The sequence below is a fragment of the Pseudomonas syringae genome (genome assembly GCF_000737245.1).
GTDB classification, from domain to species: domain Bacteria; phylum Pseudomonadota; class Gammaproteobacteria; order Pseudomonadales; family Pseudomonadaceae; genus Aquipseudomonas; species Aquipseudomonas syringae_J.
Window position 1 is genome coordinate 39707 of sequence record NZ_JPQU01000030.1, and the last position, 15915, is coordinate 55621.

Sequence of the window (15915 nt, forward strand, 5' to 3'; positions counted from 1 at the left end):
CTTCAAGCGACAAGCTTCAAGCTGCAAGAAATCAAATTCTGTTCAACCCACTGAGCTGCAAGCTTGTAGCTTCAAGCTTGCAGCTTGTGGCTGCTCTTATTGCGGATTCGCGCGGGTGCTGGAGAGCAAGGACTTCAGCGAAGCAGCCTTTGGCTTGACCATCCAGAAGCGGCGCAGGTAGTCGTCCAGGTTTTCCCAGACGTTACGGCCCCACTCACTGTCGGTTTCCTCGACATACTCAGCCAGAACACGCTCCAGATGGCTGCGATAAGCCTCCATCGCCTCGCCGCTGATCCGCTGGATCTCAACCAGTTCGTGGTTGACCCGGTCAACGAAGGTGTTGTCCAGGTCCAGCACGTAGGCGAAACCACCGGTCATGCCGGAGCCGAAGTTGTAACCGGTCTTGCCCAGCACGCAAACGAAGCCGCCCGTCATGTATTCGCAGCAGTGGTCGCCCGTGCCTTCCACGATGGTGTGGGCACCGGAGTTACGCACGGCGAAACGCTCGCCTGCGGTACCCGCCGCAAACAGCTTGCCACCGGTAGCGCCGTACAGACAGGTGTTGCCGATGATGGCGCTGTCCTGAGTCTTGAACGGGCTGCCTTTAGGCGGAACGATCACCAGCTTGCCGGCGGTCATGCCTTTGCCGACGTAGTCGTTGGCGTCGCCTTCCAGATACATGTTCAGGCCACCGGCGTTCCACACACCGAAGCTTTGACCGGCCGTCCCTTTGAAGCGGAAGGTGATCGGTGCCTTGTTCATGCCCTGGTTGCCGTGCAGCTTGGCGATTTCGCCGGAAATCCGCGCGCCGATGGAACGGTCGCAGTTGCAGATGTCCAGTTCGTACTCGCCGCCGCTCATGCTTTCGATGGCCGGCTTGGCCATTTCAACCATGCGCTCGGCCAGCAGGCCTTTGTCGAACGGCGGGTTGCGATCCACCAGGCTGAACTGAGGCTTGTCAGCCGGAATGTGGTCGCTGCCCAGCAACGGAGTGAGGTCCAGATGCTGCTGCTTGGCGGTTTCACCCGGCAGGATGTCGAGCAGATCAGTACGCCCGATCAGCTCTTCCAGGGAACGCACGCCCAGCTTGGCCAGCCACTCGCGGGTTTCTTCGGCCACGTAGGTGAAGAAGTTGATCACCATGTCGACGGTGCCGATGTAGTGATCTTTACGCAGCTTGTCGTTCTGGGTCGCAACACCAGTGGCGCAGTTGTTCAGGTGACAGATACGCAGGTATTTGCAGCCCAGAGCGATCATTGGCGCAGTACCGAAGCCGAAGCTTTCAGCACCGAGAATCGCTGCCTTGATCACGTCCAGACCGGTTTTCAGACCGCCATCGGTCTGTACCCGAACCTTGCCGCGCAAATCGTTGCCACGCAGGGTCTGGTGGGTTTCGGCCAGGCCGAGTTCCCACGGAGCGCCCGCGTATTTGATCGACGACAGCGGCGATGCACCGGTGCCGCCGTCATAGCCGGAAATGGTGATCAGGTCGGCGTAGGCCTTGGCCACACCGGCAGCAATCGTACCGACGCCCGCTTCAGCCACGAGCTTGACCGAAACCAGCGCAGCCGGGTTGACCTGCTTGAGGTCGAAAATCAGCTGCGACAAATCTTCGATGGAATAGATGTCGTGGTGCGGCGGTGGCGAAATCAGGGTCACGCCCGGCACTGCATAACGCAGCTTGGCGATCAGACCGTTCACTTTACCGCCCGGCAGTTGCCCGCCTTCACCCGGCTTGGCGCCTTGGGCAACTTTGATCTGCAACACATCAGCGTTGACCAGATACTCGGGGGTCACGCCGAAACGGCCAGTGGCGATCTGCTTGATTTTCGAGCTGCGGATGGTGCCGTAGCGCGCAGGATCTTCGCCGCCTTCACCGGAGTTGGAGCGTGCGCCCAGACGGTTCATGGCCTCGGCCAGGGCTTCGTGAGCTTCCGGCGACAGGGCACCCAGCGAGATACCTGCCGAGTCGAAACGCTTGAGGATGTCTGCCAACGGCTCGATCTCGTCGATGGGCAGCGGCGTATCGAGGGTCTTGACCTGGAACAGGTCGCGAATCATCGACACCGGACGCTTGTCCACCAGCGTGGTGTATTCCTTGAACTTGGCGTAGTCACTCTGTTGCACGGCCGCTTGCAGCATGCTGACCACGTCCGGGTTGTAGGCGTGGTATTCGCCACCGAACACGAACTTGAGCAGACCACCCTGCTGGATCGGCTTGCGCGGGCTCCAGGCTTCGTTCGAGAGCAACTTCTGCTCCGCTTCGATATCGACGAAGCGCGCACCTTTGATACGGCTCGGCACACCACGGAAACTCAGATCGCAGACCGCTTCGGACAGACCGATGGCCTCGAACAACTGCGCGCCACGGTACGAGGCGATAGTGGAGATACCCATCTTCGACAGGATCTTGAGCAGACCTTTGGTGATGCCTTTACGGTAGTTCTTGAACACCTCGTAGAGGTCGCCAAGGACTTCACCGGTACGGATCAGGTCACCCAGCACTTCGTAAGCCAGGAACGGATAGACCGCCGAAGCACCGAAGCCGATCAACACGGCAAAGTGGTGCGGATCGCGGGCTGTCGCGGTCTCGACCAGGATGTTGCTGTCGCAGCGCAGGCCTTTTTCGGTCAGGCGGTGGTGCACAGCGCCTACAGCCAACGAGGCATGAGCGGGCAACTTGCCTGGAGCGATATGACGGTCAGTCAGGACGATCTGGGTACGCCCGGCACGCACGGCTTCTTCAGCCTGATCAGCGATGTTACGCACCGCCGCTTCGAGGCCGATGCTTTCGTCGTAGTTCAGGTCGATGATCTGCCGCTCGAAGCCCGGGCGCTCCAGCGTCATCAGGGAGCGCCACTTGGCCGGAGAAATGACCGGCGAGCTGAGGATCACGCGCGAGGCGTGCTCTGGCGACTCCTGGAAAATGTTGCGCTCGGCACCGAGGCAGATTTCCAGCGACATGACGATGGCTTCACGCAGCGGGTCGATCGGCGGGTTGGTGACCTGCGCGAACTGCTGGCGGAAATAGTCGTAAGGCGAACGCACGCGCTGGGACAGAATCGCCATCGGCGTGTCATCGCCCATGGAGCCGACCGCTTCCTGACCTTGCTCACCCAGTGGGCGCAGCACCTGATCACGTTCTTCGAAGGTGACCTGGTACATTTTCATGTACTGCTTGAGCTGGTCGGCATTGTAGAAAGCCGAACCGTGGTCGTTGTCTTCAATGGTCGCCTGGATGCGCAGAGCGTTCTTGCGCAACCACTGTTTGTACGGATGACGCGACTTCAGACGGTTGTCGATGGCATCGGTGTCGAGGATCTGGCCGGTTTCGGTGTCCACGGCAAAGATCTGGCCCGGGCCGACACGACCCTTGGCAATCACGTCTTCTGGTTTGTAGTCCCACACGCCGATTTCCGACGCCAGGGTGATGTAGCCATTCTTGGTGGTGACCCAGCGCGCTGGACGCAAACCGTTACGGTCGAGCAGGCAGACCGCGTGGCGACCTTCGGTCATCACCACGCCAGCCGGACCATCCCACGGCTCCATGTGCATGGAGTTGTACTCATAGAACGCCCGCAGATCGGGGTCCATGGTTTCAACGTTCTGCCACGCAGGCGGAATGATCATGCGCACGCCACGGAACAGGTCGATGCCGCCGGTGACCATCAGCTCTAGCATGTTATCCATGCTGGAGGAGTCGGAGCCGACGCGGTTGACCAGCGGGCCCAGTTCGTCCAGGTCCGGAATCAGTTCGTTGGCGAACTTGGTGCGCCGCGCCTGAGCCCAGTTGCGGTTACCGGTAATGGTGTTGATCTCGCCGTTATGGGCGAGGAAGCGGAACGGCTGCGCCAACGGCCATTTCGGCAGGGTGTTGGTCGAGAAGCGCTGGTGAAACACGCAGATCGCGGTTTGCAGGCGCTCGTCGCTCAGGTCCGGGAAGAATGCCGTCAAGTCGCGCGGCATCATCAGACCTTTATAGATGATGGTCTTGTGAGAAAAGCTGCAGATGTAGTGATCGGTATCTTCAGCGTTGGCAACCGATGAACGGCGACGGGCGCTGAACAGCTTGATGGCCATTTCCTGATCGCTCAGGCCTTCACCACCGATGAACACCTGCTCGATTTTCGGCAGACGCTCCAGAGCCAGACGACCCAGCACGCTGGTGTCGATGGGCACCTGACGCCAGCCGACCAGGGTCAGGCCGGCAGCAAGGATTTCACGATTCATGTTCTCGCGCGCGGCGTCAGCCCGGGCGTCGTCCTGATTGAGGAAGACCATGCCCACGGCGTATTGGCGTGGCAACTCGTTGCCAAAATGCTCTTTGGCAACGGCGCGCAGGAAGCCGTCGGGTTTCTGAATCAATAGCCCGCAACCGTCGCCGGTCTTGCCGTCAGCGTTGATCCCGCCACGGTGGGTCATGCAGGTCAGAGCCTGGACGGCCGTCTGCAACAGGTGATGACTGGGCTCGCCTTGCATGTGAGCAATCAGGCCGAAACCACAGTTATCCTTGAATTCATCTGGATGGTACAGACCTGCTTTCATAGACACTTTCTCACCAGGCTGCCTCTATGCGAGGCAAATTTCTTTTCAATTCAACCAGTTACCTTTCGCGCTGAACGTACGCCAGCTTCGCGGGGGCAAAAGGGAGGTCATTGTACACAGCGACACAAAGCCTCACAAATTTAACGACGAACAGGCGTAAATTCGTGTCGCATTTATGAACGTTTATAGCTGGATGCTGTGCTAGCCGAAAGCTTTTTATCAATCTGACTAGAAGCGCGCTGATTTTGCCGCGTGTCTGTAACGCGGACACCACAAGGCGCGCTGCCCACTGGCAGCGCGCTTGAGGTTAAATCAGGGTTGCTGGGGTGAGCGGCCAGGGTAAGGCCGCTGCGACTTCAGCGAGTTGCGCCGAGCTCCTGTTGGATGCTGGCAACAGTACGAGGCCAAGGTTTACCAGCCTGAACCTTCGCTGGCAATCCCTTGATCGCTGCCAGGGCGGCAGCGCGGTCATTGAAGTTGCCGTACGTGATGACGTAAAGCGGCTTGCCTTGCAGCGTTTTCTTGAAATAACGGTACTCGCCGCCCTGCTCTGCGACGAATGCCTGAGCGGTGGTTTCCGAACTGGTGCCGAGTATCTGCACCACGTAGTGGCCCGGCGCCTGGCTGCTGTACCAGCTACCACCCGCTGCGGGTTTGGCAGCTGGAGCTGGCTTGGCGGTTGCGACCTGGGTCGGTGCCGGTGCCGGCTTCGCTGCAGGAGCGGCAGCCGGAGCAGGCGCGGACGCTGGCTTAGCCGCTACCGGTGGTGGCGCGATTGAAGAGCGAGGGGCCGCGGGTGCGGCTGCCGGGCCTGCTGCAGCGCCCGCAGGCGGCGCAGTAGTTGTCACGGTTGGCGGACGTTCGATGGACGAAACAGGTACGCCATCATCGTCGCCATCGCCCGAACCTGCGGCTTCAGCCAGCGGTCCGCGCATCACCGGCTGCGAATTACCCACTAGCGGCAATGGCATTGGCTGCGAGTTACCTGCGAATTCGATGGCTGGGCCACCGTTGTTCGACTGCTGGGTGGCTGGCTTGCCCTGGCCCAGCGGCAGTTGCGCCTGAGCGTTGGCTGGCTGTGTCGCTGGAGCACTGGTGTTGCCACCGCGACCGGGGATCAGCACCGCGGCCAAAACACCAGCCACAACCACACCACCGAGCGCCAATACGTATTTCTTCGGCATTTTAAATCCCACACTAGGGCGCTTGACCGCCGAACGGCTAGCGATCATCGCCTCGATCATTGAATCACGTGCAACCTGGTTGATAGCCCCTGGCCAACCATTGGAATGCTCGTGAATATCGGTAATTTGCTCAGCCGTGAATAATTCGATGCCCTGGCCAGCACCCTCAAGCCGTTGTTCCAGATACTCGCGGGTTTCGTCTTCGGTGTAGGGCGCCAGCTCGATGACATGAAAGCGCTCGCCTTCACTTTCAGCGTCGGCACACAGCTGCTCCAGGCGATCAATCAGCGAAGCTTCACCGAACAGAAACACGTGCGGGCGACCTTCAGGCGTTCCATCGGCCAGACCGAGCAAAGCTTCGAGTGCCGATTCGCCAAGTTGTTCGGCGTCGTCCACCAACAAATAGACTTCCTGGCCAGTAAGGGCCAGCTGCACGATTTGGGAAAGAATCGCCTGCATCTCTGCCTGAGCGACATTCAGCGCCTGAGCGACCTGGCGCAGAACGCCCGCCGCATCGCTGGCACCACGGGCTGAAACCACCACGCTTTGTACGGACTGCTTATTGGTGCTGGCGACGAGGGCCTGGCGCAGCAGCGTTTTGCCGCTGCCCTGAGGACCGGTGACCACCAGTAACAGCTGGCTGTATCTCGCCAGATGATGAAGCTGGCCCAATACGGGCTTACGCTGCGCCGGGAAAAACTTGAAGCCTGGCACCCGCGCAGCAAAGGGGTCATGACTCAACTGGTAATGGCCGAGAAAGGCCTCGTCCGCGTGCAAACTAGTCATGGATTTTCATTAACCTCTGAGCTGATCCACGAGGGCGCGGTAATCCGCAACCAGCGTGGCCTGTAGAACTTCTTTTGGATATTCGTCAGTGATGACTGCTTCGCCCATACGGCTGAGCAACACCAGACGCAAGCGGCCGTCGATCACTTTCTTGTCGACCGCCATGTGTTCAAGGAAATGCTCTGGCGTCATGTCCTGTGGCGGCACCACCGGCAATCCGGCGCGCTGCAGCAGTCGAATGCCACGGTCACGCTCCTGCTCAGTGATCCAGCCCAGACGCGAGGACATTTCCAGCGCCATCACCGTCCCGGCCGCAACGGCCTCGCCATGCAGCCAGACGCCATAGCCCATGTGCGTCTCAATAGCGTGACCGAAAGTGTGGCCCAGGTTCAGAGTGGCACGTACGCCGGACTCTCGCTCGTCCGCGCCGACGATCAGCGCCTTGGCCGCGCAGGAACGTTCAATGGCGACGGTCAGTGCGGCCTGATCCAGACCTCGCAGACGATCAACGTTTTCTTCAAGCCAGGTCAGGAACGGCTCGTCGCAGATCAGACCGTACTTGATGACTTCCGCCAGCCCGGCAGACAGCTCCCGCTCCGGCAGTGAGTTCAGGCTGGTGGTATCGATCAGCACAACGCTCGGCTGATAGAACGCGCCTACCATGTTCTTGCCCAGCGGATGGTTGATGCCCGTCTTGCCGCCCACTGAAGAATCAACCTGTGACAGCAAGGTGGTAGGGATCTGGATGAAATTGACCCCACGCTGGTAGCAGGCAGCCGCAAACCCCGCCATATCGCCGATCACACCGCCGCCCAACGCGATCACAGTGGTCCGGCGGTCATGGCGGGCAGTCAGCAGGCCGTCGAATATGGTTTGCAGGGTTTCCCAGTTTTTGAACGCTTCGCCATCGGGGAGAATCACTGGCAGTACGTTATAGCCAGCCAGGGTGCGGGTCAGGCGCTCAAGGTAAAGAGGTGCCACCGTGGTGTTGGAGACGATCGCCACCTGCCGCCCGACAATATGCGGGGCCAGCAATTCCAGGCGATCCAGCAGGCCTTCCCCGATATGGATCGGATAGCTGCGCTCTTCAAGCTCGACCTTAAGTGTCTGCATTTTTCCCCACATTGATTACCGAATGCTTACGTATGAGCCGGGCCTGGCACTCACGCGAAAAAGTGGCTCAAGGCCATGTCCCGCCCTCTTTTGAAGGTCGACGAGGATAGCGCATTTCCGCCTGCGCTTTAACGGGGAGGAAGCTCTGCCAATCGCGCGAGGATGTCAATAACCACCATTCGCGGCGGCCGCTCGTCGGTTTCGATCACCAGATCGGCAATCTCCCGGTAAAACGGGTCGCGCAACTCAAGCAGCTCGCGGAGCACTTTGGCCGGATCAGCGGTGCGCAGCAACGGACGATTGCGGTCGCGGGCAGTGCGCCCGACTTGCTGCTCCACCGACGCATGCAGGTAAACCACCCGCCCGCCTTCGTGCAGCGCCCGGCGGTTTTCGCTGCGCATCACTGCGCCGCCACCGGTCGCCAGGACAATACCGTCGACACGACAAAGCTCGGCGATCATCGCCTGCTCGCGGTCACGAAAGCCCGGCTCGCCTTCCTTATCAAATATCCACGGGATATTGGCGCCCGTGCGCAGCTCAATTTCCTTGTCGGAATCCTTGAACGGCAGGCGCAGCTCTTTGGCCAGCAAACGGCCAATGGTGCTTTTGCCAGCCCCCATTGGCCCTACAAGTATTAAATTTCGCACAGAATCAACGACTCACAGCAATCGCCTGGTTATTCATGATACGCGGAGTGAGAAACACCAGCAGCTCGGATTTGGCTTCCGAAACCACGTCGCGCCGGAAAAGGCGGCCAACATACGGCACATCGCCGAGAAATGGCACCTTATCGACCGTTTTACTTTGCGTATTAGAGAAAACACCACCGATTACGATGGTTTCGCCATCGGCCACCAGCACTTTTGCGTTGACTTCGTTTTTCTTGATCGGCGGTACACCCAGCACCGCGTTGAGGTAATCCGGCTCATCCTTGGTGACCTTGACCTCCATGATGATGCGGTTGTCCGGGGTGATCTGCGGGGTGACTTCCAGAGACAGGGATGCCTCTTTGAACGACACGGTGGTGGCGCCGCTGGAACTGGATTCCTGGTAAGGAATTTCGGTGCCCTTGAGGATCTTGGCGGTTTCCTTGTCCGAGGTGACCACCTTGGGTTGCGACACCACTTCACCGTTGCCGGTTTTTTCCATGGCGCTCAACTCAAGGTCGAGCATCGTGTTATCGGTCAGGAACGCGATACCAATCCCGGACGTGGCGTTCGCCGCGCCGAGGTCCACAAAAGGTGCCGAGGTGCTTTGCCCAGTCAAGGTCGTCGGCTGGGCAGTGCCGCCGTTGGTTGTGAAGTTACCTCGGGTGCTGGAACCGCCCCAACGCACACCCAGCGCTTTGTCGTAACCGACGGTAGCCTCAACGATGCGCGCCTCGATCATCACCTGACGCACAGGGATATCCAGCTGCGAGACAATGCGGCGCAGCTCGTCGAGACGATCCTGAGTCTGGTAGGCAATGATGTTGTTAGTGCGGTCATCTACCGTGATTGAACCCCGCTCGTCGACTTTCGACTCGGCGCTGGTCACCGACTGGAACAGCTTGGCGATATCAGCCGCTTTGGCGTAGTTGACCTGCAGCAGTTCGCGACGCAGCGGAGCCAGTTCGGCGATTTGCTTGAGGGATTCCAGCTCCTGACGTTCGCGGGCGGCGATTTCGTCAGCAGGAGCAACCAGCAAGACATTACCGATCTTGCGCTTGTCCAGACCCTTGGTTTTCAGTACCAGATCCAGCGCCTGATCCCACGGTACGTTTTGCAGGCGCAAGGTGATGCCGCCCTGAACTGTGTCACTGGCCACCAGATTGAGGCTGGTGAAATCGGCGATCAGTTGCAGCACCGAGCGCACGTCGATGTCCTGGAAGTTCAGCGACAACTTCTCGCCGCTGTACGCCGGTTTCTCGGTGTTGCGACGGTCCAGATCTTCGTTGGTCAACGGCCGCACACTGATGGTCAGCTTGCCGTCGGCCTGATAGGCGGAATAGTCGTAGGCGCCCGAAGGCTCAATGACAATGCTTGCCTTGTCGGCAGTGGCGCTGGCGTTGACAAACTGCACCGGGGTCGCGAAATCCTTGACGTCCAGCCGCACGCGCAGCTTCTCAGGCAATTGAGTCCTGGCGAAATCAACGCGAATCTTGCCGCCTTGCTCCTGGATGTCAGGCGCGACACTTGGATCGGTCAGGTCGATGATCACGTTGCCTTCACCGAGCTCACCGCGCTGGAAGTCGACACTGCGTATGGCTTTGCCAACCGGCACAGTGGGTTTTGGTTTCACTGCGGCCGCTGGCGGCACACTGACCCGGGCAGCACCTGCGGCGGTGCTTGGCTGGGAAGCCTGAGCCGCTGCGGCGCCCTGGCCGATGACCACGAACAGACGATTGCCCTCGACTCGGGAGCTGTAAGGCACCAGCGTCGTCATGTTGACGATCACCCGTGTGCGATCCTTGGCCTCGACCACCACCAGACTGCGCGCATTGCCTGTGCCCAGCTCGCGGCTCTTGGTCGCCAGTTGGCTGGATACGCCCGGCAGGTCCAGCGCGATGCGCGCCGGTTGCTCAGTGGTATAGCCAGACGGCGCAGGAACGGGCCCATCGAATGTCAGCTTCAGCTCGATCCGGTCTCCCGGGAGCGCCGCGACATCCAGCGTTTTGAGATTGGCGGCCTGGAGAACCGGTGAAACCATCGCCATCCATAGCGATACACCGATAATCGAGAAAATCCTGATCATGATCATTTTCCGTCCTGCGAACCCGAGGGTGTTTTGCGTGCTTGGCTTTGCCCAATTCATGAGCGTTCTTTCAGGGAAATACTGCGCGGCCTTTCCAACCATGCCCCCTCTCCGTCAGGAACTATTTCAACGACATCCACAGCGGACTCGTTGATAGAAACTATGCGGCCATTGTTGCGCCCCAGGTAGTCCCCCACTTTCACCCGATGAACCCCACCTGCGCCCTTGAGCAAGGCAAATGTACCGGTGTCGTTGGCCATGGTGCCGACCATTTCAAAGGACTCGATGTTGAAGCCTTCAAGAAATTGCCTGGCCCGTGTTTCGTCCGGCTTGACCAGCCGAGAGCCTTTCTGGCGATTGACCAGATCGATTTTCACCGGCGGCTGAAACGGGCTGCGCATGTTCGAGGCGTTGTAGGTGAACGCCTGGTACGGGCGAAACTTCGGCAGCGGCTCAATGATACCGGTCGGCCGAGTACGCGCCTCGTCCATAAAAGTGCTCAGATCACTGAACGAGCGGTCATCGTTGCAACCGGCCAGAACCATCAATGCCGCACTGACGCACAACAATCGCGCCGCCCTCATTTCTTCAACCCTTCATCGTTGTAGCGATAAGTCTTGGCCAGGATGCTCATGCGCAGCTTGCCGGGGCTGCCCCCTTCAAGCGGTTTGATGTCGAAATCATGCAGGGTCACGATCCGCGGCAAGCTGGCGACACCACTGACGAATGTCGCCAAGTCGTGATACGCGCCCACCACGGTGATCTGTATCGGCAATTCGATGTAAAACTGCTGGGCGGCCTCAGGCAGCAATTTGATTTCTTCAAAATCGAGGCCGCTGCCCAAGCCTGTGCGGGTGATGTCTTCCAGCAGGCCAGGCACCTCGGTGTCACTGGGCAACTGCCGCAGCAGGGCACCAAAGGTGTTCTCCATTTCAGTCATCTGGACCTTGTAAGGCTCCAGGTTGGCCGCTTGAAAAGCCTTGGTGGTGAATTGCTCTTTGAGCGTGGCCTCATTGGTACGGGCCGCATCAAGCTGAGCTTCCATGTCCTGAATGAACAGAAAGTAACCCATAGCCAGCATCAGAACCGCGACCAGCACCCCGGAGATCACCTTCACCGGCGCCGGCCAGGAGCCGAGGTTATTCAGATCCAGGTCGCCGATGTCGATCTTGCGCAGGCCTTCCAGAGATTCTGAAAAACTCATGGCTTGGCTCCTTCAACCGCTGGCTGAGTCTGGCGTACCGTCAACTGAAACACGTTGGCCTGATCAACAGCGCCAGCGGTGGTTGCCTTGACTTCAGTCAGGCTCGGCGCATCCAGCCAATCGGACGCATCCAGGTTACGCATCAGGTCCGAGACGCGGTTATTGGATTCCGCAGCGCCGTTGATGCTGATCAGGTTGCCGGCCATTTTCACTTCGGAGAAATACACGCCATCGGGCAACGTGCGCGCCAGCTGATCGAAGACACGGCCGATAATTGGCCGGTTACCCTGCAAGTCCTGAATGATTTTCATACGTTCCAGCAACTGCTTGCGTCGTGATCTCAATTCACTGATTTCTTTGATTCGCCCGTCCAGCTGAACAATCTCTTTCTGGATAAACGCGTTTCGCGCGGTCTGATGGTCGATAGCGTTACTCAGATACCGATCAGCCATGAACAGCGTCCCAACGGAGGCGATCACCACACCGAGCATGACGGTCAGGAAGCGCTTTCTGCGCTCTTCGCGAAGTTGTTCGCGCCAGGGGAGAAGGTTGATCCGAGCCATCAGTCGAAGCTCCTCAAGGCCAGACCGCAAGCGATCATCAAGGCGGGAGCGTCACTGGCCAGAGCACCGGCGTTGACCTTGGAGCTCAGGGCCATGTCGGCAAACGGGTTGGCAACCATCGTTGGCGTGCCGATGCGTTGCTGAATGAGGTTGTCCAGGCCGGCAACCGAAGCCGTACCACCGGCAAGCATGATGTAGTCCACTGCGTTGTACTGCCCTGCGGCGAAGAAAAATTGCAGCGAGCGGGAAACCTGCTGCACGACGGCGTCCTTGAACGGCTGCAATACCTCAGTCAGGTAGTCGTCCGGCAAACCGCCCTGTTTTTTTGCCAGACCGGCTTCTTCCACCGAAAGACCATAACGGCGCTGAATTTCCTCGGTCAACTGACGCCCGCCGAACAACTGTTCGCGGGTATAAATGATTCGTCCGTGATGAAGCACGCTCAGCGTGGTCATGGTTGCACCGATGTCCACCACGGCAACCGTCAATTGCTCATGACCGCTGCCCAATTGGGCCGACAGTAGGCTGAAGGCGCGCTCCAGGGAGTAAGCTTCGACGTCCACAACCTTGGCGGTCAGGCCCGCCAGGGCCAACGCGGCCTCGCGCACTTCGACGTTTTCCTTGCGGCAGGCAGCCAGCAGGACTTCGACCCGCTCCGGGTTACGCGCGGAGTAGCCCTGGACTTCAAAGTCGATGGCGACCTCTTCCAGGGGATAGGGAATGTATTGGTCCGCTTCGATCTTCAGCTGGTTTTCCATGTCGTCATCGGAAAGCCCGGCATCCATCTCGATGGTCTTGGTAATCACCGCAGAGCCAGCGACAGCAACCGCCACAGATTTGACGCTGGTGCGAGCCTTAACCAACACGCGCGCCAGTGCATGGCCGACGCCTTCCAGCTCAGCGATGTTTTTCTCGACTACGGCATTTGCCGGTAACGGTTCAACCGCGTAGGACTCGACTTTGTAGCGGGTGCCGGAACGACTCAATTCAAGGAGTTTTACCGATGTGGAGCTAATATCGATCCCCAGAAGGGTGTTGGCCTTCTTACTAAAGAGTTCGAACACAACCTATTTCCTATGAGTTTCCGTCACTTACGGATTATTTATTGTCCAACGCCTCTGTCGGCAGCCTTGACAGTAGCGCAAATCACGCTCGGAGACGAAAAATGCTTATAATGCCGAGCGTTTTTTTCGTTTAACCAAGCTTCAAGGCGTGTCCGCTTGTTAATGCCTACGCTTAACTCATTCTTTTTTATGTTCTTTTTTCTGGAAAACCAAAAGCCTTGATACGCCTGCTGAAGTTTCTGTGGTGGTCTCTCGTCGCCGTATTCTGTGCGTTGCTGCTCGGTATAAGCGGCGCCTTCCTTTATCTGAGCCCTAACCTGCCGTCCGTGGAGGCGTTGCGCAGCATCCAGCTGCAAATTCCGCTGCGAGTGTATAGCAGTGATGGCAAGTTGATTGCGGAGTTTGGCGAAATGCGCCGTACCCCAATCCGCTTTGCCGAGATCCCTCCCAATTTCATCAATGCCCTGCTGTCTGCCGAAGACGATAACTTCGCCAATCACTACGGCGTCGATCCTGGCAGCCTGATGCGTGCAGCGTCTCAACTGGTCAAAAGTGGTCACATCCAGTCGGGCGGCAGCACCATCACCATGCAAGTGGCGAAAAATTACTTCCTGACCAGCGAGCGGAGCTTTTCACGGAAAACCACCGAGATTCTGTTGGCCTTGCAAATTGAGCGCCAACTGACCAAGGACGAAATCCTTGAGCTCTATGTGAACAAGATCTACCTGGGCAACCGCGCCTATGGTATCGAGGCAGCTGCGCAAGTTTATTACGGCAAGTCGATTCGTGATGTGACACTTGCGCAAATGGCCATGATTGCCGGCCTGCCAAAAGCACCGTCACGCTTCAACCCCCTGGCCAATCCGACCCGCGCCAAGGAACGCCGCGACTGGATCCTGGGGCGCATGTACAAACTGGGCAAAATCGACCAGAACGCCTACCAGACCGCGCTCAATGAGCCGATCAATGCCAGCTATCACGTACCGACCCCTGAAGTTAACGCCCCTTACATTGCTGAGATGGCCCGCGCCGAAATGGTCGGTCGTTATGGCAGCGATGCTTATACAGAGGGCTTCCGGGTCACTACAACGGTACCGAGTGATCTTCAGGAGCACGCCAACACCGCCGTTCAGGAAGGCCTGATCGAGTACGACCAGCGCCATGGTTATCGCGGCCCTGAAAGCCGCTTCCCGGGCATGACCCGTGAAGGCTGGGCACAGGAACTGATCAAGCAACGGACAATCAGCGGTCTTGAGCCGGGTATCGTCAGCCAGGTCGACAAGACCGGGTTGCGCGTGCTGACCCGCAATGGCGAAAAAGAAGAAACCGTCGAATGGGCCACCATGAAATGGGCGCGTCCTTATCTGAATACCAACAGTCTGGGTGCAAACCCGAAGCAACCTGCTGACGTAGCGCATGTGGGTGATCTAGTTCGCCTGCAACGCCAGCCAGATGGCTCGCTGAAATTCAGTCAGATTCCCGTCGCTCAGAGCGCGCTGGTTTCTCTTGACCCGCAAAACGGCGCAATTCGCGCCCTGGTGGGCGGTTTCGCTTTCGAGCAGAGCAACTACAACCGTGCCTTGCAGGCCAAGCGTCAGCCGGGTTCGAGCTTCAAGCCATTCCTGTACAGCGCCGCTTTGGATAATGGCTACACCGCATCCAGCCTGGTCAACGACGCCCCGATCGTGTTTGTCGATGAGTATCTGGACAAGGTATGGCGTCCGAAAAACGACACAAACACCTTCCTCGGTCCGATCCGCCTGCGGGAAGCCTTGTACAAGTCGCGAAACCTGGTCTCGATCCGCCTGCTGCAACAATTGGGCATCGACACCGCCATCGACTACATCACCCGCTTCGGCTTCAACAAGAGCGATCTGCCGCGCAATCTGTCGCTGGCGCTGGGCACAGCTACTCTCACGCCGATGGAAATCGTCAGCGGCTGGAGCGCATTTGCCAACGGCGGTTACAAGGTCAACTCGTACCTGATCCAGAGTATTGAAAGCCGCGATGGCGTGAAGCTGTTCGAAGCCAACCCGCCAACTGTACCCGCGGTGGACAGCCCGATTGCACAAGACACCAAGACCGTAGCCGTCGCCAATGGTCCAGCGCTGATCACCAATGCCGTTGAAGGTGTGCCTGCGCCTGCCACCCCGGTTGATCCAGCTGCGCCAGCGGTTGCGCCGCGTATTGTTGATGGCCGCACGACATTTATCCTCAACAGCATGCTGCAGGACGTGATCAAACGCGGCACCGGCCGCCGTGCATTGGCAATGAACCGCCCGGATATCGCAGGCAAGACCGGCACGACCAACGAATCCAAGGATGCGTGGTTTACCGGCTATAACGCTGATTACGTGACCACCGTCTGGACAGGTTTTGATCAGCCGGAAAGCTTGGGCCGCCATGAATTTGGCGGTACGGTCGCCCTGCCGATCTGGATGAACTACATGAGCGCCGCGCTCAAGGACAAACCGCCGCATCAACAGGCCGAGCCGGATGGCATTCTCAGCCTGCGGGTCGACCCGATCAGCGGCCGCGCGGCCACACCAAGCACGCCAAATGCGTTCTTCGAACTGTTCAAGAGCGAAGACACACCGCCAAGCGTCAATGAATTAGGCGGTAGCGCCCCAGGCAGCCCGCTGCCAGCGGATGAGTCAGCGCCGATAGATCTGTTCTAAAGATCCACGACCTTGCCCCACAAAAAACCTGCAGCGATGCAGGTT

Annotated in this window: 10 protein-coding genes; 1 reads left to right on the forward strand and 9 read right to left on the reverse strand. The window is 58.7% G+C overall.

What is annotated here, in order from left to right; genetic code table 11:
- Window positions 1-96 precede the first annotated feature (96 nt).
- The 9 genes from gltB to IV01_RS14795 all read right to left on the reverse strand — a co-directional run bounded on the left by gltB (window position 97) and on the right by IV01_RS14795 (window position 13192).
- On the reverse strand, window positions 97-4545 hold the full coding sequence (gene gltB / locus IV01_RS14835) for a glutamate synthase large subunit (protein ID WP_032628019.1): 4449 nt from the start codon (window positions 4543-4545) through the stop codon (window positions 97-99).
- A gap of 356 nt (window positions 4546-4901) precedes the next feature.
- On the reverse strand, window positions 4902-6515 hold the full coding sequence (locus IV01_RS14830) for an AAA family ATPase (RefSeq protein WP_032628020.1): 1614 nt from the start codon (window positions 6513-6515) through the stop codon (window positions 4902-4904).
- A 9-nt stretch (window positions 6516-6524) separates the two neighbouring features.
- Window positions 6525-7628 carry a 3-dehydroquinate synthase gene (gene aroB / locus IV01_RS14825; protein ID WP_032628021.1) on the reverse strand — a complete coding sequence of 368 codons (1104 nt, stop codon included), beginning with the start codon at window positions 7626-7628 and terminating at the stop codon, window positions 6525-6527.
- A gap of 128 nt (window positions 7629-7756) precedes the next feature.
- Entirely contained in the window at window positions 7757-8275 is a 519-nt protein-coding gene (gene aroK, locus IV01_RS14820; protein ID WP_032628022.1) for a shikimate kinase AroK, read from the reverse strand.
- A gap of 4 nt (window positions 8276-8279) precedes the next feature.
- Window positions 8280-10361: a type IV pilus secretin PilQ gene (gene pilQ, locus IV01_RS14815; RefSeq protein WP_032628091.1), complete on the reverse strand. Its 2082-nt coding sequence runs from the start codon at window positions 10359-10361 to the stop codon at window positions 8280-8282.
- 56 nt (window positions 10362-10417) lie between these two features.
- Window positions 10418-10945: a pilus assembly protein PilP gene (locus IV01_RS14810; RefSeq protein WP_032628023.1), complete on the reverse strand. Its 528-nt coding sequence runs from the start codon at window positions 10943-10945 to the stop codon at window positions 10418-10420.
- Window positions 10942-11565: a type 4a pilus biogenesis protein PilO gene (gene pilO / locus IV01_RS14805; RefSeq protein ID WP_032628024.1), complete on the reverse strand. Its 624-nt coding sequence runs from the start codon at window positions 11563-11565 to the stop codon at window positions 10942-10944. The genes IV01_RS14810 and pilO overlap by 4 nt, the downstream gene beginning before the upstream one ends.
- Window positions 11562-12128 carry a PilN domain-containing protein gene (locus tag IV01_RS14800; RefSeq protein ID WP_032628025.1) on the reverse strand — a complete coding sequence of 189 codons (567 nt, stop codon included), beginning with the start codon at window positions 12126-12128 and terminating at the stop codon, window positions 11562-11564. The genes pilO and IV01_RS14800 overlap by 4 nt, the downstream gene beginning before the upstream one ends.
- Complete coding sequence (locus IV01_RS14795; protein ID WP_032628026.1) at window positions 12128-13192, reverse strand: pilus assembly protein PilM; 1065 nt, start codon at window positions 13190-13192, stop codon at window positions 12128-12130. Before IV01_RS14795 ends, IV01_RS14800 begins: the two co-directional genes overlap by 1 nt.
- A 221-nt stretch (window positions 13193-13413) precedes the next feature.
- Between IV01_RS14795 and IV01_RS14790 the strand changes: the two genes are divergently transcribed.
- Window positions 13414-15870 (forward strand): penicillin-binding protein 1A, encoded by a 2457-nt coding sequence (locus IV01_RS14790; protein ID WP_418903526.1) that lies wholly within the window; start codon window positions 13414-13416, stop codon window positions 15868-15870.
- Window positions 15871-15915 lie beyond the last annotated feature (45 nt).